The 19051-nt window shown below is 70.3% G+C and carries 17 protein-coding genes; 12 read left to right on the top strand and 5 right to left on the bottom strand.

Going from position 1 to position 19051, the window contains the following annotated elements; translation table 11 throughout:
- Nucleotides 1-8 precede the first annotated feature (8 nt).
- The 8 genes from mreC to EXE58_RS01655 all read left to right on the top strand — a co-directional run bounded on the left by mreC (nucleotide 9) and on the right by EXE58_RS01655 (nucleotide 9854).
- Nucleotides 9-947 carry a rod shape-determining protein MreC gene (gene mreC / locus EXE58_RS01690; protein WP_135266282.1) on the top strand — a complete coding sequence of 313 codons (939 nt, stop codon included), beginning with the start codon at nucleotides 9-11 and terminating at the stop codon, nucleotides 945-947.
- Nucleotides 944-1456, top strand: a complete 513-nt coding sequence (gene mreD / locus EXE58_RS01685; protein ID WP_135266281.1) for a rod shape-determining protein MreD — start codon at nucleotides 944-946, stop codon at nucleotides 1454-1456. Before mreC ends, mreD begins: the two co-directional genes overlap by 4 nt.
- The gene (mrdA, locus tag EXE58_RS01680; protein ID WP_135266280.1) at nucleotides 1453-3573 is read left to right on the top strand and encodes a penicillin-binding protein 2; all 2121 of its coding nucleotides are present in this window, start codon (nucleotides 1453-1455) and stop codon (nucleotides 3571-3573) included. The genes mreD and mrdA overlap by 4 nt, the downstream gene beginning before the upstream one ends.
- Nucleotides 3570-4769, top strand: coding sequence for a rod shape-determining protein RodA (gene rodA / locus EXE58_RS01675; protein ID WP_135266279.1), 1200 nt, complete (start codon nucleotides 3570-3572; stop codon nucleotides 4767-4769). The genes mrdA and rodA overlap by 4 nt, the downstream gene beginning before the upstream one ends.
- Before the next feature lie 61 nt (nucleotides 4770-4830).
- Complete coding sequence (locus EXE58_RS01670) at nucleotides 4831-5166, top strand: hypothetical protein (RefSeq protein ID WP_135266278.1); 336 nt, start codon at nucleotides 4831-4833, stop codon at nucleotides 5164-5166.
- On the top strand, nucleotides 5163-6851 hold the full coding sequence (locus EXE58_RS01665) for a glycosyltransferase family 2 protein (protein ID WP_135266277.1): 1689 nt from the start codon (nucleotides 5163-5165) through the stop codon (nucleotides 6849-6851). The genes EXE58_RS01670 and EXE58_RS01665 overlap by 4 nt, the downstream gene beginning before the upstream one ends.
- Before the next feature lie 59 nt (nucleotides 6852-6910).
- Nucleotides 6911-8872: a TIGR03960 family B12-binding radical SAM protein gene (locus EXE58_RS01660; RefSeq protein WP_135266276.1), complete on the top strand. Its 1962-nt coding sequence runs from the start codon at nucleotides 6911-6913 to the stop codon at nucleotides 8870-8872.
- Nucleotides 8873-9221: 349 nt separating this feature from the next.
- Nucleotides 9222-9854: a class I SAM-dependent methyltransferase gene (locus tag EXE58_RS01655; RefSeq protein ID WP_135266275.1), complete on the top strand. Its 633-nt coding sequence runs from the start codon at nucleotides 9222-9224 to the stop codon at nucleotides 9852-9854.
- Between the two features lie 27 nt (nucleotides 9855-9881).
- Here the strand turns inward: EXE58_RS01655 and EXE58_RS01650 are convergent, their stop codons facing one another.
- From EXE58_RS01650 to EXE58_RS01635, 4 genes are read right to left on the bottom strand one after another with little or no spacing between them, the layout of a single operon-like run.
- Nucleotides 9882-10769 carry a glycosyltransferase family 2 protein gene (locus EXE58_RS01650; RefSeq protein ID WP_208544099.1) on the bottom strand — a complete coding sequence of 296 codons (888 nt, stop codon included), beginning with the start codon at nucleotides 10767-10769 and terminating at the stop codon, nucleotides 9882-9884.
- Complete coding sequence (locus tag EXE58_RS01645; protein ID WP_135266274.1) at nucleotides 10766-11146, bottom strand: DUF2304 domain-containing protein; 381 nt, start codon at nucleotides 11144-11146, stop codon at nucleotides 10766-10768. Before EXE58_RS01645 ends, EXE58_RS01650 begins: the two co-directional genes overlap by 4 nt.
- Nucleotides 11143-11919, bottom strand: coding sequence for a glycosyltransferase family 2 protein (locus EXE58_RS01640; RefSeq protein ID WP_244242375.1), 777 nt, complete (start codon nucleotides 11917-11919; stop codon nucleotides 11143-11145). Before EXE58_RS01640 ends, EXE58_RS01645 begins: the two co-directional genes overlap by 4 nt.
- 41 nt (nucleotides 11920-11960) lie before the next feature.
- Nucleotides 11961-13316 (bottom strand): hypothetical protein, encoded by a 1356-nt coding sequence (locus EXE58_RS01635; protein WP_135266272.1) that lies wholly within the window; start codon nucleotides 13314-13316, stop codon nucleotides 11961-11963.
- A gap of 60 nt (nucleotides 13317-13376) precedes the next feature.
- Here EXE58_RS01635 and EXE58_RS01630 point away from each other — a divergent pair, with 60 nt between their 5' ends.
- Together EXE58_RS01630 and EXE58_RS01625 are read left to right on the top strand one after the other, a co-directional pair.
- Entirely contained in the window at nucleotides 13377-14090 is a 714-nt protein-coding gene (locus tag EXE58_RS01630) for a TIGR03936 family radical SAM-associated protein (RefSeq protein ID WP_135266271.1), read from the top strand.
- A 329-nt stretch (nucleotides 14091-14419) separates the two neighbouring features.
- A complete protein-coding gene (locus EXE58_RS01625) occupies nucleotides 14420-17431 on the top strand; it encodes an Rne/Rng family ribonuclease (protein WP_135266270.1) in 3012 nt (1003 codons plus the stop codon).
- Between the two features lie 72 nt (nucleotides 17432-17503).
- Here the strand turns inward: EXE58_RS01625 and EXE58_RS01620 are convergent, their stop codons facing one another.
- Nucleotides 17504-18118, bottom strand: coding sequence for a DUF4064 domain-containing protein (locus EXE58_RS01620; protein WP_135266269.1), 615 nt, complete (start codon nucleotides 18116-18118; stop codon nucleotides 17504-17506).
- A 243-nt stretch (nucleotides 18119-18361) separates the two neighbouring features.
- Between EXE58_RS01620 and rplU the strand changes: the two genes are divergently transcribed.
- Nucleotides 18362-18661: a 50S ribosomal protein L21 gene (gene rplU, locus EXE58_RS01615; protein WP_135266268.1), complete on the top strand. Its 300-nt coding sequence runs from the start codon at nucleotides 18362-18364 to the stop codon at nucleotides 18659-18661.
- A gap of 42 nt (nucleotides 18662-18703) precedes the next feature.
- Nucleotides 18704-18958 (top strand): 50S ribosomal protein L27, encoded by a 255-nt coding sequence (gene rpmA, locus EXE58_RS01610; RefSeq protein ID WP_135266267.1) that lies wholly within the window; start codon nucleotides 18704-18706, stop codon nucleotides 18956-18958.
- Nucleotides 18959-19051: the final 93 nt, after the last annotated feature.

Here is a 19051-nt window from a genome sequence, read left to right as displayed (position 1 = left end):
GGCGTCTGATGCGTGCGTTCGGGGGGCAGGAGGGGCGCGAGCGTCGCTGGCGTGGGCTCGACCGCCTCGAGTCCCGCAACCGCTCGCCGCGCTCCCTGCTCGTCGCCCTGGTGCTGGCCAGCGTCACGCTGGTGACGCTCGACGTGTCCACCGGCGACGACTCGCCCCTGGAGCCGGTGCGCGCCGTCGTCGGTGAGGCGTTCGGCCCGATCGAGTCCGCGACGGCGTCCGCGGTCCGCCCCTTCACCGCCGTGCCCGGCTGGTTCCGCAGCAAGGACGACCTCTCCGAGGAGGTCGCCCAGCTCACTGCCGCCAATGCCGACCTCCGGGGTCAGGTGGAGAGCTCGGGCGTGGACCGCAACCGCCTCCAGCAGTACGACGGACTCACCCGCGCCGCCGAGGACCTCGGCCGGGCGCTCGTCCCGGCCCGTGTGGTCGCCTACGGGCCACGCCAGTCCGGCAGCTTCACCGTCACCATCGACGCCGGCTCCCAGGCGGGCATCGGCCCCGACCTCACGGTGCTCAACAACGACGGCCTCGTCGGCCGGGTCCTGCGGGTCACCCGGACGACAGCGACCGTGCTGCTGATCGCCGACCCCGACTCCACCGTGGGCGGTCGCGTCGGTTCCAGCATGGAGATCGGGTTCGTCACCGGCAGCGGGTCCTTCTCCGACGACTCCGGCCTGGACCTGCGACTCCTCGACGACACGGTCGTCCCGGCCAAGGACGACGTGGTCGTCACCTGGGGCAGCTCGGGCGGTCCCTACGAACCGGGTGTCCCGATCGGGCGCGTCACCGACGTCTTCAGCAGCCTGCGCGAGGCCACCCAACGGGCGGTGGTCGAGCCGTTCGTCGACTTCTCCGCCCTCGACGTGGTCGGCGTCGTCGTACCCTCCGGCACCTCCAGCGACCGTGCGGTCGTCGAGGCCGACGGGAGCCTGAGATGAGTGCGGTCAGGTGGGTGGTCGCGCTTGCGGCCGTCGTCGTCGCGCTGGTCCTGCAGGTCTCGGTCTTCCCGCACCTGGCCTGGCACGGCATCGTCCCCAACCTGTGCCTGCTCGTCGTGGTCGCGGCGGCCCTGAGCGTCGATGCTCCATTCGCGCTGCTGCTCGCGTTCACCGCGGGGGTGGCGCTCGACCTGGCGCCACCGGCTGACCACGTGGCGGGGCGGTGGGCGCTCGCCCTGACCCTGGCGGCGTTCCTCGCTGCCCGCGTCCGCCAGGACGTGAAGCCTTCCTCGCTGGCCGTGGTCGGCACCGTCGCGGCCGCCTCGTTCGTGGCCACGTCGGTCTTCGCGCTCAGCGGCGTGCTGATCGGTGACGCGTCGTTCTCCGTCGGCGGGCTGCTGGAGGTCGTGCTGGTCGCGGTGGTGTGGGACGTCCTCCTCACGCCGTTCGCGCTCCCGCCGCTGATGCGGCTCTTCGAGCGGTCCAGCCCGCAGTGGGTGGCGACGTGACGCGTGGGGCCCAGCGCAGCACGCTGCGCCTGGTGGTGATCCAGGCGCTGGTCTTCGCGCTGTTCACGACGCTGTTCGTGAGGCTCTACTACCTCCAGGTCATCGGGGGTGAGACCTACCAGGCGCAGGCTGCCGACCAGTCCGTGCGAGACGTCGTCGTACAACCCCAGCGCGGCCTGATCGTCGACGACCAGGGCCGCCCTCTCGTCTCCAACCGCACCTCGTGGGTCATCTCGCTCGACCGCTTCGTGCTCGACAAGCTGGGGGAGAAGCAGCGCGAGGAGCTCGTCCGCCGGGTCTCGGTCGTCGTCGGGAAGCCGGCCGACGACATCGAGGCACGCCTGGTCACCTGCGGCCACGAGGGCAGCGTCCGCGACACGTGCTGGAACGGCTCGCCCTACCAGCCGGTCCCGGTCGCCGTCGACACCGGCAAGGACGTCGCGCTCCGGATCCTCGAGCAGCCGGAGGACTACCCCGGTGTCGTGGCCGACCAGCAGACCGTCCGCGACTATCCCCGCCCGTTCGGCGTCAACCTGGCCCACGTCCTCGGCTACCTCAGCCCCATCACCGAGGACGAGTACGACGCCGCCAAGGAGGTCGACGACCAGTCCCTCAACGGGGCGTCCTCGGTGGGTCGTGCCGGCGTCGAGAAGCAGTACGACCAGTGGCTGCGAGGCCTGCCGGGCTACCGACGTGTGGCGGTGGACTCGATGGGCCGGGTGCTCGGTGACGACTCGGTGGTCGAGAGCACGCCCGGGGACACCGTGGTGACCTCGATCGACGCCAAGGTCCAGGCCGTGGTCGAGCGCCAGCTCGCCGCCCGGATCAAGGCCCAGCGCGCCGAGATGGACCCCGTCACGGGGCGACGCTACGAGGCCGACTCCGGGGCCGCCGTGGTCCTCGAGGCCAGGACAGGGCGCGTCGTCGCGATGGCCAGCCAACCGACCTATGACCCCGGCGTGTGGGTCGGCGGCATCTCCGACAAGCAGCTCGACCACCTCTACTCCGAGAAGGCCGGGACACCGCTTCTCTCGCGTGCGACGCAGGGGCAGTTTGCGCCCGGGTCGACGTGGAAGCCCTTCATGACGGCGGGGGCGCTCACCAACGGCTACTCGATGGACACCTCGATCCCGTGCCCGTCCAGCTTCCAGGTCGGCAACCGACCCTTCAAGAACTACGAGTCCGGCACCTACGGCAACATCGGCTTCGCCAAGGCGCTCGAGGTCTCCTGCAACACCTTCTTCTACCGGATCGGCTACGACTACTGGCAACGCTTCGGCACCGACGTGGCCGACGTCGACGCTCGCGACCCCCTCGTCGAGGAGGCCAAGGAGTTCGGGTTCGGCTCCCGCACCGGGATCGACCTGCCGGGCGAGGCGCCGGGGCGGATCGCCGACCGCCGGTGGAAGCGCGCCTACTTCGAGTCCCAGAAGGACTACTACTGCAAGATCGCCGACAAGCCGCAGACGCGGGCGACCAGCGACTTCGTCTACAAGTTCGCCCGGGAGTTCTGCCTCGAGGGCTATGCCTACCGGGCCGGCGACGCGGTCAACTTCAGCATCGGCCAGGGCGACACCATCGTCACCCCGCTCCAGCTCGCCCGCGCGTACGCCGCGCTGGGCAACGGGGGCATCCTGTGGGCGCCGACGGTCGCCAAGGCCATCGTCAGCCCCGAGGGCAAGGTGCTGCGACGGATCGCGCCGCGCAAGTCGGGCAAGGTCAAGGTCCCGGCGAAGTACCTCGACTACATCGACGAAGCCCTCAAGAACGTCACCCGCCAGGGCACGATGGCCTGGAAGATGGGCGGCTTCCCTCTCGACGACGTGGTCATCCGCTCCAAGACCGGGTCGGCCGAGGTCTACGGCAAGCAGACCACCGGCTGGGTCGCCTCCTACTCCGACGACTACGTCGTGGTGATGATGATCAGCCAGGGCGGCACCGGCTCGGGCTCGACCGGCGACGGCATCCGCGCGATCTGGGAGGCGCTGTACGGCGTGGAGGGCGAGAAGGTCGTGCCCGCGCGTGCGGCGATCCCCGGCACGCGTCCCCCGCGGCAGCTGCCGACCTTCCTCGACGACGGGTCGATCCTGCCGCCGGTCGCGCGGAGGCGCCGATGAGCACCACCGCACACGGCACGAGCGTCCGGATGGGCTGGCGTGCACCCGGGCTCGACTGGCTCCTCATGCTTGCCGCGTTCGCCCTGGTCCTCCTCGGCACCCTGCTCGTGTGGTCGGCCACCTCCACCCGCGTCGACCTGACCGGCGGCGACCCGGCGGCCTACCTGCGCAAGCAGCTGGTCAACGTGGCCATCGGCCTGGTCCTGATGGTCCTGGTCCTCGCGACCGACCACCGGTGGGTGCGCATCCTGGCGCCACTGGCCTACCTCGCGAGCGTCGTGGGGCTGGTGCTCGTGCTCGTCGCGGGCTCCACGATCAACGGCTCCCGCTCGTGGCTGCAGCTGGGTGGGATGTCGATCCAGCCGTCCGAGTTCGCCAAGCTCGCCGTGGTCATCGGCATGGCCCTGCTCGTGGCCGAGCGGGCCGAGGGGCGACGGGGTCGCGGCGTCGGCACGCTGGAGGTCCTCGGGATGCTCGCGATCGCGGCCGTCCCCGCCGCCTTGATCCTCCTCCAGCCCGACCTGGGCACGATGCTGGTGCTGTCCGCGACCGTCTTCGGCGTCCTCGCCGTCGCCGGGGCCGGCCGGGCCTGGCTGGCGGGCCTCACGATCGCCGGAGTCGGTGCCGCCGTGGTCGCCGTGCTGCTCGGAGTCCTGGAGGACTACCAGGTCGACCGCTTCCTGGCGTTCACCAACCCCGGGCTCGACCCGCGCGGCGCCGGCTACAACACCGAGCAGGCGCGGATCGCCGTCGGCAACGGTGGGCTGTTCGGCCAGGGCCTCTTCGACGGCTCCCAGACGCGGTCGGGGTTCGTCCCCGAGCAGCACACCGACTTCATCTTCACCGTCGCCGGCGAGGAGCTCGGCCTGGTCGGTGCCGGCCTGGTCATCCTGCTGCTGGGAGTGCTGATCTGGCGTGCCCTCGTCGTCGCGGTCGAGGCTCGCGACGTCTTCGGCAGGGTGGCCGCCGCCGGGATCGCCTGTTGGTGGGGCTTCCAGGCCTTTCAGAACATCGGCATGTGCCTGGGCATCATGCCCGTGACCGGTGTGCCCCTGCCCTTCGTGTCGTACGGCGGCAGCTCGCTGTTCGCGGGCATGCTCGCCCTGGGCCTGCTCCAGAACATCGCCCTGCGGTCCGGCGCGCCGGGTCCCAGGCGGGGTGTGGTCGACGCGACCCGAGTCCTCGTCCGGCGCTGAGCCGGCGGCGTACTAGCCTGACCCGGACAACGAGGACGCGCAGGTGTGAGGAGATGTCGTGGTGGGCGAGGACGGACGTGCTGCCGGAGACCAGGTCGAGCGGTGGGAGGCCGAGGTCATGGAGGCACGTCACCAGGTGCTCACCCAGCGTGACCACATCATCGGCACCGAGGCGCAGGTGGCCCGGCTGACCAGCGACAACAAGCGGCTGCTGAGGGAGGCCAACCGCGCTCGCAAGATGCTGTCCAACGTGCGCCGCAAGCTCCAGGAGGAGCGGGCAATCACCCGGGAGCTGCGCCAGCGGCTGGCCCGGGTCACCGCAGAGCTCGAGGCCGCCCAGCGGCAGCCGGCCCTCGGTCGTCGTGTCGCCCGCAAGGTCCTCGGGGGCGGGCGGTGAGCAAGGCCCCGCTCTTCTCGATCGTCACTCCCGTCTACGAACCACCTCTCGACGTCCTGGGCGACACCATCGCCTCGGTGCTGGCTCAGGAGCATGCGGAGTGGGAGTGGCTGCTGGTCGACGACTGCTCGCCCTCGCAGGCCGTGCGCGACCTGATCCGCGAGCACTCCGCCCGCGACCCCCGCATCAGGCTCATCGAGCGCGAGACCAACGGGCACATCGTCGCGGCGTCCAACGACGGGATCGAGGCAGCCACCGGCGAGTTCATCGTCCTGCTCGACCACGATGACCTGCTCACCCCGGACGCCCTGGCAGCCAACGCCCGCATGATCGAGGCCCACGACGACGTCGACTACCTCTACTCCGACGAGGACAAGATCGACGACGAGGGCCGGCTCTACGACGAGTTCCGCAAGCCCGACTGGTCGCCCGAACGTCTGCGCGGCCAGATGTACACCTCCCACCTCTCGGTGATGCGCACCGATGTCGTGCGCCGGGTCGGCGCCTTCCGTGAGGGCTATGACGGGTCCCAGGACCACGACCTCGCCCTGAGGGTCGGCGAGGTCGCCCGCCGCGTCGTCCACATCCCACGGGTCCTCTACCACTGGCGCGCCGTGGAGGGGTCGGCGTCGGCCGACATCAATGCCAAGCCCTACGCCACCATCGCGGGGGCCAAGGCCGTGCAGAGCCACCTCGACCGGCTGGGCATCGAGGCCGAGGTGGGCCAGGGCCCCGTCCCCGGCCACTACCGGGTGCACCGCCGTCTCGACCCGGCCGTGCGGGTGTCGGTCGTCATCCCCACGATCGGGCAGTCAGCGCTCATCTGGGGCACCCGCCGGGTGATGGTGGTCGAGGCCGTCCGGTCGCTGCTCGAGCACACCGGCCACGACAACCTCGAGATCGTCATCGTCCACGACGTTCCGACGCCTCCGGAGGTGCTCGACGAGCTGCGCGAGGTCGCCGGCGACAAGCTGGTGCTCGAGCGGTTCGCGAAGCCGTTCAACTACAGCGAGAAGATGAACGTCGGGTGCCTGCGGGCCACCGGCGACCGGCTGGTCTTCCTCAACGACGACGTCGAGGTGATCTCCGACGGCTGGATCGAGCAGCTGGTGGCGCCGCTGGACGAGCCTGACGTGGGCATGACCGGCGCCCGTCTCTACTTCAGTGACACCACCGTCCAGCACGCTGGCCACGTCTACGCCTGGGGTCACTACCACCACCCGTTCCGCGAGCTGCCGCGCGAGTCCTACGGCCCCTTCGGCGCGCTCATCATCAACCGCGAGACCAGCGGCGTGACTGCCGCCTGCGCCGCCATGCGGCGCGACACCTTCCTCGAGGTGGGCGGGTTCGCCGAGGGTCTGCCGGTCAACTTCAACGACGTGGACCTCTGCTACAAGGTGCGTCGCCAGGGCCTGCGCATCGTCTACGTCGCGGCCGTCGAGCTCTTCCACTTCGAGTCCCGCACCCGCGAGGGGTCGGTGCACGACTGGGAGCGCAACATCGTGCGCGGTCGCTGGGGGTTCCCCGAGGCCGACCCCTTCGTCGACGTCCCGAGGAAGCGTCGCAGGCGCAAGGTCCGCAACAACGACGACGAGTACCCCGGTGGCAGGGAACCGCTCACGAGCGACCCCGTGGAGACGGGCAGGAACGCCCGCAAGGCGGCCGGACGGGGCCGCGCGACGTAGGCTGGTTCCTCGCCCAGACGCCTGCGCGTCGCCCCGATCACTGCGAGGTGCCAACTCCCGTGTCCACTGCCTCGGTCTTCCCTCGGCTCGAGCCCAAGCTGCCGACGGTCCAGAAGCCGATCCAGTACGTCGGCGGCGAGCTCAACTCGGTCGTCAAGGAGTGGGACTGCGCGCCGGACGGCGAGACCGTGCGCTGGGCCCTGATGTACCCCGACGCCTACGAGGTCGGCCTGCCCAACCAGGGCGTGCAGATCCTCTACGAGGTGCTCAACGAGCGTGACTGGATCATCGCCGAGCGCACCTACGCGGTGTGGCGCGACATGGAGGACGTCATGCGCGCCGGCGACGCCGAGGGTCCGATCCCGCAGTTCACCGTCGACAGCCACCGCCCGGTGGGGGCCTTCGACCTGTTCGGGATCAGCTTCTCCACCGAGCTCGGCTACACCAACATGCTCAACGCCCTCGACCTGGCCGGCATCCCGCTCCACGCCGCCGACCGCGGGGAGGACCACCCGGTCGTCATCGCCGGTGGTCACGCGGCTTTCAACCCCGAGCCGATCGCCGACTTCATCGACGCCGCCGTCCTGGGTGACGGGGAGGAGGTCGTGCTCGCGATCTCCGAGGTGGTGCGTGAGTGGAAGGACCAGGGCCGTCCCGGTGGGCGTGAGGAGCTGCTGCGCCGGCTCGCCGTCACCGGCAACATCTACGTCCCCCGCTTCTACGACGTGACCTACGCCGCCGACGGAACCATCGAGGCGGTCACCCCCAACCGACCGGGCATCCCGTTCCGCGTGCGCAAGCACACCCTGATGGACCTCGACCAGTGGCCCTACCCGGCCAACCCGCTCGTGCCGCTCGCCGAGACCGTGCACGAGCGCTTCTCGGTGGAGATCTTCCGTGGCTGCACGCGCGGCTGCCGCTTCTGCCAGGCCGGCATGATCACGCGCCCGGTGCGGGAGCGCTCGATCAAGACGATCGGCGACATGGTCGAGAACGGCATCCGCAAGACCGGCTTCGAGGAGGTCGGCCTGCTCTCGCTCTCCAGCGCCGACCACACCGAGATCGGCGACGTCGCGAAGGGGCTGGCCGACCGCTACGAGGGCTCCAACGTCTCGCTGAGCCTGCCCAGCACCCGTGTCGACGCCTTCAACATCACCCTCGCCAACGAGTTCTCGCGCAACGGCCGCCGCTCCGGGCTCACCTTCGCCCCGGAGGGCGGCAGCGAACGCATGCGCAAGGTCATCAACAAGATGGTGACCGAGGAAGACCTCATCCGCACGGTCGCGACGGCCTACTCCCACGGCTGGCGTCAGGTGAAGCTCTACTTCATGGTGGGCCTTCCCACGGAGACCGACGAGGACGTGCTGCAGATCGCCGACCTCGCCAAGGCGGTCATCGCCAAGGGCCGAGAGGTCTCCGGCCGCAACGACATCCGCTGCACGGTGTCGATCGGCGGCTTCGTGCCGAAGCCCCACACGCCGTTCCAGTGGGCCGCCCAGCTCGACGTCGAGACGACCGACGACCGGCTCAAGCAGCTGCGCGACGTCGTGCGTGACGACAAGCGCTACGGCCGGGCGATCGGGTTCCGCTACCACGACGGCAAGCCCGGCATCGTCGAGGGACTGCTGTCCCGCGGCGACCGCCGGGTCGGTCGCATCCTCGAGGAGGTGTGGCGCGACGGCGGCAGGTTCGACGGCTGGAGCGAGCACTTCTCCTACGAGCGGTGGATGGAAGGCGCCGAGCGTGCCCTGGCCGGCACCGGCGTCGACGTCGACTGGTTCACCACCCGTCAGCGGGAGTACGACGAGGTGCTGCCCTGGGACCACCTCGACTCCGGCCTCGACAAGGACTGGCTGTGGGGCGACTGGGAGGATGCGCTCGCGGCCGCCGACGGCGCTGACATCGAGATCGAGGACTGCCGCTGGACGCCGTGCTACGACTGTGGCGTGTGTCCCGAGATGGGCACCGAGATCCAGGTCGGCCCGACCGGTCAGCAGCTCCTCCCGCTCTCCGTCGTCTGAACTCCCGAGTCGGCGCGAACCATCGCCGAGTCGGCGCCAACCACCGCCGAGTCGGCGCCAACCATCGCCGAGTCGGCGTGAACCGACCGTCGAGTCGGCGTGAACCGACCGTCGAGTCGGCGTGAACACGCCGTCGAGTAGGCGTGGCCATGACGTCCCCGTCGGATGATCGGGCAACCCGGCCCAGGTAGCGCCGACTCGGCGAGGGGTTGACGCCGACTCGGCGAGGGGTTGACGCCGACTCGGCGAGGTTTGGCGCCGACTCGGCGAGGTTTGGCGCCGACTCGGGAGCAGGTACGAGGTGCTGCCGGCCGGTGTCGGGCGGAGGTCGCCCGATAGGGTGCCGCGCATGAACGGCTCCTCACCCGAACCGCCCCGCACCAGCGCCCAGGACACCCAGTCAGAGGCCTATGCAGACCGCCTGCGCAACCTGAGCGGGGCTCGGTGGAAGCAGGTGCTCGACGTCCAGCGGCCCTACCGTTGGAACCTTCGCCGCCAAGGTCTCGGACGGACCCTCGACGTCGGGTGCGGCATCGGCCGCAACCTGCTCAACCTGAGCGCTGACTCGGTCGGGGTCGACCACAACGCCGAGTCGATCGCGGAGTGCCGGGCCCGTGGTCTGGTTGCCTACACGTCCGAGGAGTGGCAGTCGACGCCGGAGGTCGCGGTGCCGGAGTCGTTCGACGGCATGCTCCTGGCGCACGTGATCGAGCACGTCATGCCGGAGCACTGGGAGGAGCTCGTCTCGGCGTACCTGCCCTATCTGCGACCCGGCGGCACGGTCATGATGATCTGCCCCCAGGAGAAGGGCTACACGACCGACAGCACGCACGTGCACTTCACCGACGGCACTCAGCTGGCAGACCTTGCCACACGGGTCGGCCTGGTCATCGAGAAGAACTACAGCTTCCCCTTCCCGCGGTTCGCGGGCCGGTTCTTCCCCTACAACGAGTTCTGCCTGGTCGCACGCAAGCCGGCCTGACTCACGGGCCCTTCCTCGAGGCCGGCGTCAACGCGAGAGGACGTGGCGTAGCACGATGACCACGCCGCGCCCCGACCGCTGCAACGCTGCGGACGGAAGCAGTGACAGCGCGTGCATCCGGGACACCCACCTGCGACGGGCGACCGAGCCGGCGCGTCGCCACCCCCGGGACTCCAGCCGGCCGGCGATCTCCCGGTAGAAGCGCCGCTCGTCCGCGAAGCGGCTGCCCTGGAGCGAGCTGATCGAGGACGCGCTGTCGTCGTGGCGCCGGTAGCAGAAGGTCACCTCCTCGCGGAGGACCAGCTGGGCGCCGTCGAGGACCATGTCGAGGATGAAGGCGAGGTCCAAGATGATGGGGAGGTCGGGCCGGAACGAGTGACGCGCCACGGCTGCTCCATCGAAGGCCAACGACGGCCAGTACAGCCAGTTTCCGCGGAGCAGGCTCGCTGCGAGCTCCTCGCCCGAGAGGACCACCGGCCTGGGTCCTGACGGTGTCAGCCATGCCTTGACGCGCTCGGCCAGCCCCGAGCTGGGGCGGTCCTCACCGTCGATGACGCGCACCCCGGGCTGGATGATGGTGGCGTCCGGATGCTCGGCCCTCGCCCGGCGCAGCTCGGCGACGTAGTCCGGGAGAAGGAGGTCATCGGACCCGAGGAAGACCACCAGGTCGCCGTCGGCCAGCGTCCGACAGCGCTCGAAGTTGCCGCTCACCCCGAGGTTCTCGGGGTTGCGCAGGTAGCTGATCCGGCTGTCGGGGTGCGCGGAGTACGTCATCTCAGCGCGCGTGTCGGGATAGTGGTCGTCGACGATCGTCAGGCGCCAGCCAAGGTCGCTCTGTGCAAGCACGCTGTCCACCGCGCGGTCCAGCAACGCCGGATCTCCCCAGTAGGGGAGCACGACGTGCACCAGCGTCACGGCTGGTCGACCTCGTCGTCTCGGTCGCCGTTGCCGGGGTGGTCGGTGTCGGACTGCAGCCTGAGCAGGGCCACCTCCTCGGCGAGCGTCCTGGTGCGTTCCTCCAGCCGACCCAGCTCGTAGCTGTGCTGGAGCGACATCGCCAGCAGCACCAGGGACCCGAGGAAGAACAGGAGGTTGACCGGGAGCACCACGCCCAGCGCGTCGGCCAGGGCGGCAACGGCGCCCGGAGCGAGGGAGGTCACCAGGGCTCCGACAGCGATGAGGAACCAGATGAGTGCGTACTTCTCCCGGAGCCGGTGGCGCCTGAGCATCTCGAAGAGGGTGACGATGATGATGAGGGAGGCGACTGCACCCAGCACGGTGGCGTTGGTCATGACGGCTCGCTCACGCTGTCGGGGATCTTCTCGTGGAAGCCTTCGTCGAACGTCGCCGGCCACCTGCGGACGAGGGCGAGGCACAGGGCGACCACCGCCCTGCCCAAGAAGATCGCGGCCTTGAACGGGGAGGCGCTGGGACGACCGCCGGCGCGCGGGCGCATGGTCACCGGCACCTGGGTGATGCTGCACTTCATGCGGAGCGCGATCACGAGGGACTCGACGGTGTCGCCGAGGTACTCCGCCGGGTAGTGGCGTGAGAAGACCAGCATCGCGCGCCGGTTGCAGGCACGGAAGCCGGAGGTGACGTCGGTGAGCCTGGTGCCTGCCAGCCTGCTGAGCACGGCGGCCAGGAGGAACATGGCCCAGCGGCGCGGACCGCGCACCCGGTAGGGGTCGTCGGAGGAGGCGAAGCGGGCTCCGATGACGATGTCGTGGTCCTCGAGCGCATCGACGAGCGGCTTCAGGAAGGACGGGTCGTGCTGGCCGTCGGCGTCGATCTGCACCGCGACGTCGTAGCCCTGGGCGTAGGCCCAGCGGTAGCCGGCGCGCATGGCGCCTCCGACCCCGAGGTTGAAGGGCAGCCGCAGGACTGCGGCGCCGGCTGCACGTGCCCGCGAGGTGGTCAGGTCGCCGGAGCCGTCGTCGACGACGAGCAGGTCGGCGTCAGTCACTCGCTCGCGGATCTCGCGCACAGTGTCGGCGATGCAGTCCTGCTCGTTCCACGCCGGCACGATCACCAGGACGCGAGGCTTGGGGATGGCTGCCGGCACGGCGGGGATGCTACCAACGGACGCCGGTCCCACCGGCTCCATCAGGCCTCGCCCATCATGAGCGCGAGCCCCCACGTGAGGACGCCCAGGGCCAGCAGTGCGTACCTGGCCCAACGGTGGCGGGTGTCGACGAGCAGGGCGGCGGAGAGGATGGCCCAGGGGAGGAGCGAGTGGCCGTAGCGACTCGGCAGGGGCACGTAGTTCTCCTCCACGACGCCGACTGCGATGGCCAGGGCAGGTGCTGCCACGATCGCGACCACCACGGTGGCCAGGCCCACGAAGCGGTGCTGGGCGATGACTCCCTTCGACATGGCCAGGCCGGCCGCGCCTCCGATCGCGAGCAGCGTCGCTATGGCGAAGACCGGCAGGCTGGCCGGCCCCGTCGCGTGGGGGGACAGCGCTCCCTGGCCGATCACCGGGAGGAAGTTGCCCAGCTCGATGACCAGGTGCTTGCGCTCGAGGGGGACGGCGAAGCCGAACTGGGGCTGGGGTCCGAGCGCGATCGACGACCGGATCGCGAGCCACACGGCCTGGGCCGCCATCGAGCCGAACACGATGGTGAGGGCCGACAGGGTGCGCCGGTCGCGGACGAAGGCAGCAACCCGGGAGCCGGCGCCCCGGCGATCCCGGTGTGCCGCGAGCGCGGCGGCCAGCAGCAGCACCACGGCGGCCACCACGAAGCCGATGAGGTTCTGGAGCTTGAACAGCGTGGCGAGGGCAGCGGCCGCGGGAAGCACCACCAGGGACCAGCGGACGCCGTCGAGGGCCCGCACGGTCAGCCATGCGGCGATCGCCCCCGAGGCGAGGGCTGGCGCGTCTGTGGAGATGTACGTCGTCGCCCAGTAGGCCGGGAGCGACCCCACCAGCACCAGGCCCAGCCCCAGGGCGACCGGAAGCGGCACCCGGGCCCGACGCATCGCGAGGTAGAGGAACACCGCTCCGAGGCTGAGCCAGAAGCCGCCGACCGCGCGTCCGGCGTCGACGAAGTCGACCCCTGCCCAGATCAGCGGCTGGGCGAGCGCGCGCGTGGTGAGGAAGTAGAGCGGGGTGTAGAGGTCGGCGGTGGTGCCGCCGGCGATCGGGTAGCCCACGCTGTTGGGGGCGCGGCACGCGTCCTTGTTGACCCCCATCTCCGGGATGGCTCGGACGCCGTTGCAGACCATGTAGCGACGCGCGAAGAGGGGCATCTCCTCGCCCTGCCGCACGATTCCCTGGTCGGCGACCACGGCGTAGTAGCCGACGTACTGGTACTCGTCGATGGGCGACATCATCTCGTGCTCGGCCACCTGCTCGGTGGTGAAGACGAACGAGGCCAGCACCAACGCGAGCACGGCCAGGAGATCACCTCGGCGGTGCCACCAGCGACGCGTCGAACGGGTGGTCGCTGCTTCTTCCATGGCCGCGACCCTAAACCGCGGACAGGCACTCCTCGCACACGAGGTCTAGCCTTGGCGCTCGTGCGCCAACAGCCCGAGCAGCAGGCCCCGCCCGTCCAGCGCCTCCGCGTGAGGTACGCCAAGCGCGGGCGGCTGCGATTCACCAGTCACCGTGACTTCAGCCGTGCCTTCGAGCGAGCGGTCTTCCGGGCGCGCATCCCGATGGCGTACTCCTCGGGCTTCAACCCGCACCCCAGGATCTCCTACGCGGGGGCCGCCCCGACCGGATCGGCCAGCGAGGCCGAGTACCTCGAGCTGGCGCTCGCCCAGGTGGTCTCGCCGGCCGACGTCCACGCCGACCTCGACGAGGCCCTGCCTCCCGGCCTCGACGTGCTCGAGGTGGTCGAGTCACAGGGAGGGTCGTTGGCAGACCTCCTCGAGGCCAGCCACTGGCGTCTGGAGGTCGATGGGGAGCCGGCGGCGGCACTCGAGGCGGTCACGGCCTTCCTGGGCGCCTCGGAGGTGCTGGTCGAACGGATGACCAAGAAGGGCCTGCGCGAGTTCGACAGCCGTGCCGCCGTCGCCTCCCTGGCGGTCGTGGACTCCCAAGCGCGTACGACGATCGACCTGGTCCTGCGTCACGGCACCCCCTCGGTCCGGCCCGACGACGTGCTCCGCGGCCTCACCCAGCTCACCGGCTTCGAGGCGGGGGACGCCCCGCTCATGACCCGGGTCTCCCAGGGTCCCATCGGGGACGACGGCGTCGTGGGCGACCCGCTGGCCCCGCGCGCATGACGACGCGCGGGGGTCGATGTGCGATACTCGCCACGTTCGACGGCCCTTGGGAACGTCCAGGGACCCGCCGAGCCGACGACGTTCTCGCCGGTCCGCACGACGGGCCGGCACCCCGGGTGGTGGAACGTCACCGGACCGCGACGCGGCCCTGACGAGACGGTGACAGCGACTCGTCGCACAGGGGCTCGGCGACCGCGGCAGGTGACGTCACGGCGCCCGACGGCGCAGCAGCGGAGGAAGTCGCCGCCAGACAAGCTTTGTGTTCGCCGCCGATGGTGGGCGAGCGCCATACACCGGCATCTCCCTCGGGGATGCCTGAGGAGCGTCACATGCTCGACGAGGACCAGCCCGGCAACAGCACCGAGAACGCCAGCGGCGAAGGCGGCACCACCGAGGCGGCGCCTGCCGCGCCGGACGCTCCGGCGAAGCCGGTGGTGAAGAAGACCACCCGCAAGGCGCCGGCCAAGCGCACTGCCAAGAAGGCGGCGGCTCCCGCGCCGGCCCCGGAGGCGGTGCCCGACGCTGCTGCGCCTGAGGAGCAGTCCCAGGCGACTGCGCCGGAGAAGCCGGTGGTGAAGAAGACGACCCGCAAGGCTCCTGCCAAGCGCACCGCCAAGAAGGCGGCTCCCGCCACCGACACAGCGGCCGACTCCGCTCAGGACACGCTGCCGGAGATGTCGGCAGAAGCCGAGCCGACGCCCAGGAAGTCGGCGTCCGGCCGGGCCACGAAGAAGGCGACCGCCCCGCGCAAGAGGGCAGCGTCCAAGCCGGAGGCCGATGTCCCCCTCGAGGTCGAGGCAGGTGCTGAGGACGCGCCGCTGGAGACACCGTCGGCGGGCGTGGGTGCCGTGCTCTTCCAGGCTCCCGACGCCACCAAGGCGCCGGTTCGCCGCTCGCGCAAGAAGGCGGCGGCCGTGCCGCCGGTCGAGGACGCCGAGGACACTGCTGACGACGCTGCGGACGACGCACCCGTCGAGGTCGCGGGAGCGGCTGAAGCCGAGGTCGCGCAGGCCGCCACCGACGAGGTCACCGACGAGGAGTCCGCCGAGGACGCTGCCGAGGAGGGCGCTGCCACGCGCCGCCGCCGGCGTCGTGGCGGTCGCCGCCGCCGCAAGCCGGGCGACGGCGCGGCCGACCAGGAGGGCAACGGCGACGACGAGCAGCCCGCTGACGTCGACGACGACTCGACTGCAGAGAGCCCCAGCGGCGAGGGCAAGGACGACGACCAGGGCGGCGAGGGGGAGCCCTCGTCGCGCCGTCGTCGCCGTCGTCGCCGCACCGGCGAGGAGGGTGGCGGTGACGAGGGTCCCAACACCGTGACCCGCGTCCGGAAGTCGCGCACTGGTGACGACCAGATCACCGCTGTCTCCGGCTCGACCCGCCTGGAGGCCAAGAAGCAGCGTCGCCGCGAGGGTCGCGAGGCGGGCCGCCGACGCGCACCGATCGTCAGCGAGGCCGAGTTCCTCGCCCGCCGCGAGTCGGTGGACCGGACGATGGTCATCCGCCAGCGCCAGGACCTCACCCAGATCGCGGTGCTCGAGGACAAGGTGCTCGTGGAGCACTACGTCGCCCGGGAGTCGCAGACCTCGTTGATCGGCAACATCTACCTCGGCCGGGTCCAGAACGTGCTCCCCTCCATGGAGGCGGCCTTCATCGACATCGGCAAGGGGCGCAACGCCGTCCTCTACGCCGGTGAGGTCAACTGGTCGGCGCTGGGGCACAAGGAGGGCCAGGCGCGCAAGATCGAGTCGGTGCTCCAGAGCGGTCAGTCGGTCCTCGTCCAGGTCACCAAGGACCCGGTCGGGCACAAGGGCGCGCGCCTGACCAGCCAGATCAGCCTTGCCGGTCGATTCCTCGTCTACGTCCCGGACGGGACGACGTCCGGGATCTCGCGCAAGCTGCCCGACACCGAGCGCAACCGGCTCAAGAACCTCCTCAAGGAGATCGTCCCCGACACGGCCGGGGTCATCGTCCGGACTGCCGCCGAGGGCGCCAGCGAGGAGGAGCTGACCCGCGACGTCGAGCGGCTCAAGGCCCGCTGGGAGGACGTCGAGAAGAAGTCGAAGGGGAGCGCGCCGCAGCTGCTGTACGGCGAGCCGGACCTGACGCTCAAGGTCGTGCGGGACCTCTTCACCGAGGACTTCGCCAAGCTGGTCATCGAGGGTGACGACGCGTGGGCCACCGTCCACGACTACGTCGAGTACATGGCCCCGGACCTGGCCGAGCGCATGGAGAAGTTCGAGCGCGGCCCGCAGGAGAAGGACGTCTTCGCCGTCCACCGCATCGACGAGCAGATCCACAAGGGCCTGGACCGCAAGGTGTGGCTCCCGTCGGGCGGTTCCCTGATCATCGACCGCACCGAGGCGATGACCGTCGTCGACGTCAACACCGGCAAGTTCACCGGCTCCGGGGGCAACCTCGAGGAGACGGTCACCAAGAACAACCTCGAGGCCGCCGAGGAGATCGTGCGCCAGCTCCGCCTGCGCGACATCGGCGGCATCATCGTCATCGACTTCATCGACATGGTCCTGGAGTCCAACCGCGACCTCGTCGTACGACGCCTCGTCGAGTGCCTCGGACGGGACCGGACGCGCCACCAGGTGGCCGAGGTCACCTCCCTGGGGTTGGTGCAGATGACGCGCAAGCGGATCGGCACCGGCCTCCTGGAGGCGTTCAGCGAGAACTGCGAGCACTGCCACGGTCGCGGTGTGGTCATCAAGGACGCTCCCGTCGAGCCCTCGAAGTCCGACGACGAGGGCCGGCGCAGCAATCGCCGCAAGGGACGCAAGGGCGACAGCGACGACAACGGCAGCAGCGACAACGAGTCGGGAAAAGACCGCTCCGGCCGCGGCTCCGGGCGTGGTGGTCGCGGTTCCTCGGAGCCCGCCGCGCAGACGCCGCCCTCTCCCAAGGACGTCGCGGCCATGGCTCGCCCGGACAAGCCCGTGAGCGACGCGGCTGAGTCGGGCGACACCACCGACGAGACCACGCCGACCCGCCAGCCGGAGCCGGCTCCCGAGCCCGTCGTGCCTGACGCGGCGCCCGAGCAGTCCGAGCCTGTCGTGCCTGACGCGGCGCCCGAGCCTGTCGAGCAGGTCGAGCCGCCCGCATCCCCCGAGCCCGAGCCCACGAAGCCGGCCGTGGTGACCCGGACCCGCAGGCGGGCGGCCAGCCGTCCGGCCGGCCCTCCGGAGCTGGTGCCCGTCGGGGTCGCCGGAAGCAGTCCGACGACTGGCCAGGTCGAGCCGGGCACGGCCACGGTCGAGCCCGGCGTCGCCGGTGACGACGCCGCGCCGGTCGAGCACGTCCCGATCAAGAAGAAGGGGCCGCGCAAGCGCTGAGAGCGCTGCCTGGACGAGACAGAAGAAGGACGCCCGCCGCGAGATCGCGGCGGGCGTCCTTCTCGTGTCGGGTCAGGCGCGCCTGGCGAACCAGGCGTTCGAGTCCTTCTGCCACAGGAACCACAGGGTCGCCACCCCGAGCGCCATGTAGACGCCGTTGAGGATCGGGATGATCCCGGGCTGGGGCTGGGTGAAACTGAACAGCCCGAAGAGGAGGCCCAGCGCCGTCAGCACCGTGAAGACGATGCGTGCCCAGTTGGCTCCCTTCTTGATGAACATGAGCAGGACGATGGCCAGGCCGACGCTGACGAGCAGGGAGATCACCATGGTCCCGATCGCGAACGCCCTGGTGAAGCTCTCGAGGTCGGCGGCGCTGACGCCGTCCGTCGGCGGCTGGCTCTCCAGCGCCTCGTCGATGATGGAGTCGAGCATCACGAAGGTGACCACCATCGTCAGCACGGTCAGCGCGACGCGGGCCCAGATCAGGTTGACGGCTGTCCGGACGGACTTCGGGGGCTCGGTCATGAGGGCCTGCTGGCCGTCGCCGGCCGTGCCGTACGACGACTGGCCGTAGGGGGCCTGACCGTAGGGCTGGGCCGGCTGCTGGCCGTAGTCGGGCTGGCCGTGAGGCTGCTGGCCGTAGTCGGGCTGGCCGTATCCGTCCCCCGGAGGCGGTGTGGAGCTCATGTATCTTTTCCCCTCGTGTGGTGTTCGTGCCCGGGATCGAGCACGTCGGCCAGTATGTCGGAGGTCGGCATTTTGCGGCTCCGAGGGCCGATCCCGTACTCTTGACCGTCGGCGTGATCATGCGCCGATTCCTGTGCGCCCGCGTAGGCGGTGTCGTGCGCAGGCCGTCAGTCCTGACTCGTCAGTGCTGGCCCACCAGTCCTGACCCATCAGTTTCATGCAAGTCCCGACGAGGAGAGTGCCGTGTACGCGATCGTGCGCAGTGGCAGCAAGCAGCAGAAGGTCGCCGTGGGCGACGTCATCGAGATCGACGCGATGGCTGCCGAGGGTGACACCCTCACCCTGCCCGTGGTGATGGTCGTCGACGGCGAGAAGGTCACCGCGACCGGCCTCGACAAGGCGAGCGTGACCGTCGAGGTCACCGGGCGGACCAAGGGCCCGAAGATCATCATCCAGAAGTACAAGAACAAGACCGGCTACAAGAAGCGCCAGGGTCACCGCCAGAAGTACACCCAGGTCAAGGTCACCGACATCTCCCTGTGAGCCCACGCTCCAGGTCGCAACTCCTCGAGAAGGACTGAACTCATGGCACACAAGAAGGGCGCCGCGTCCACCAAGAACGGCCGCGACTCCAACTCCCAGCGCCTGGGCGTCAAGCGCTTCGGCGGCCAGACCGTCAACGCCGGCGAGATCATCGTCCGCCAGCGCGGCACCCACTTCCACCCGGGCTCGGGTGTGGGTCGCGGCGGCGACGACACCCTGTTCGCCCTGGTGGCCGGCGCCGTCGAGTTCGGCACCCGCCGGGGCCGCAAGGTCGTCAACATCGTCCCTGGCGAGTGACGCACCAGCGACACTGAATCTTCCGCGGAGGGCGTCCCTATGCTGGGGACGCCCTCCGCTCCATTTCTCCACCACTCCTCAGGCAGGAACCCC

The organism is Nocardioides seonyuensis, assembly GCF_004683965.1.
Taxonomy (GTDB): domain Bacteria; phylum Actinomycetota; class Actinomycetes; order Propionibacteriales; family Nocardioidaceae; genus Nocardioides; species Nocardioides seonyuensis.
Note: the sequence above shows the minus strand (reverse complement) of the source record. Positions and strands in the feature narration are given on the sequence as shown.